The sequence below is a fragment of the Pseudomonas sp. AU12215 genome (genome assembly GCF_001675465.2).
GTDB lineage: Bacteria > Pseudomonadota > Gammaproteobacteria > Pseudomonadales > Pseudomonadaceae > Pseudomonas > Pseudomonas nitroreducens.
Window position 1 is genome coordinate 1 of record NZ_MACM02000012.1, and the last position, 1624, is coordinate 1624.

Sequence of the window (1624 nt, forward strand, 5' to 3'; positions counted from 1 at the left end):
TGAGGGGCCAAAAGGGTTTCTCCTATGCGCTGAATTTAGCGCTAATTATATGATATTTATAGGAAAATTCCTTAAGTTGATGACATTGACCTTCGGGTGGGCCTTTTTTGTTGTGTCGACGATTTACCTTCCTTAGGCTCAAATTGAAATCATCCCCCCGCGCCTAATCCCAATGCCCTCCGGTTCCAACAATGACGGGATAGTGGTCTTTGTGCATCTAATTGGTGCATTTTTTCCCTTGATGATTGTGGCCTGTGTGTCTGTTCTAGTGCCAAGATGTGGTCTTGGCGATGAATGGGTGTCTGGCACGACCCTTGCTTTTGTGAAGTACACGCAGCGCGAGGGTAGGGGAATGTGGTTCGACATTAAGAAATCAGTATCTCCCCGGCGGCGGGTTGTAATTGCTTTTTCAGCTGAGAGTCTTGTCTCTACTGGCTGCTTTACGGCTACGAGATGGTTGCTTAGACCCTACTCGGTTGGGTGAGCTGATGAACCTGTCTGATATTGATCTCAAACTTCTCAAGATCTTTCACGCTGTGGTTGAGGCGGATGGCTACGCGAATTCCCAGGCGGGCTTGAATCTGAGTTTGTCGACCATCAGCTCGCATATGAGTAAATTGGAGGGTCGCCTGGGCTTCCGTTTGTGCGAGCGGGGGCGCCGGGGGTTTGCGCTGACGCCTAAGGGTGATGTGTTCTATCGCCAGATGCTGGACTTTCTGGGTGCGGTGCAGTTGCTCGAGACAAACGCGAAAAATCTTCGCAACGACATTATGGGTGAGCTGGCCCTGGGCATGATCGATAATCTGATCAGTGATCCTGACTGTTTGCTGCCCACAGCACTGTCACGTTTCTTTCAATTGCCTAATTACAAGTTCCATTTGTCGGTTCATGTGTTATCCCCGCATGAACTCGAAAAAGGAGTGCTTGAACGGCGGCTGGACCTGGGGGTGGGCATCTTCTATCAGCGCAAGCCCGGACTGGAGTATCGACCGCTATATCGCGAGCGCGATGTGTTGGTGTGTGGTGCATCGCACCCCTTGGCGCAAGTGACGGACCCACATGAGATTGCCCAGCTAGTACCAGGTGCAGCGAAGGTGGTAAGAAACTTTATGCTGGCGCAGGAATTTCCCTTCATTGACGACCATGATGACAGCATCATTGCTGCGGTAAGCAATGTGGAGGCTGCGGCAATGATGATTCTGAATGGTCCCTTTATCGGTTGCTTGCCTTTGCACTATGCCCAAAGGTGGCTAGAAACGGGGCAGCTTGTGGCGTTATTGCCAGACAAGTTTGTGCGCCACTCACAAATTTCATTGGTGACTCGTGATCAGGAGTCGCCACGCTCAGCGATTCTTAACAGCTTTCTGGATTGTCTTGAGCGCGCTCCCCAGAGTGAATCGGCGGCCGCGCCCGCAATTGGTGCGGCACTGCAGTAACTTTGAAAAAGCACAAAGTAAACACGCAAACAGCGTGATTTTTCCCTGCTGTGCTCTCGCCTAGTATCGATTCCAGTATCTGACTATTCACTGGCGGTTGCAGAAGCTGAGTGCAACACGGTTACTGGATTGAAGCAGGTGCATCATGCTGCAACGCCACTACCTCTGTCATGACCTCAATCGGGCAT

Annotated in this window: 1 protein-coding gene; it reads left to right on the forward strand. The window is 51.2% G+C overall.

All coding sequences use genetic code 11. The annotated features are described in order from the left end of the window. Nucleotides 1-488: 488 nt before the first annotated feature. Complete coding sequence (locus tag A9513_RS04290; RefSeq protein ID WP_065327307.1) at nucleotides 489-1436, forward strand: LysR family transcriptional regulator; 948 nt, start codon at nucleotides 489-491, stop codon at nucleotides 1434-1436. The last annotated feature ends 188 nt before the right edge of the window (nucleotides 1437-1624 follow it).

What these genes read in the sequence shown, in the direction of transcription:
- A9513_RS04290 (WP_065327307.1), top strand. Translation starts at nt 489, where the DNA reads ATGAACCTGTCTGATATTGATCTCAAACTTCTCAAGATCTTTCACGCT.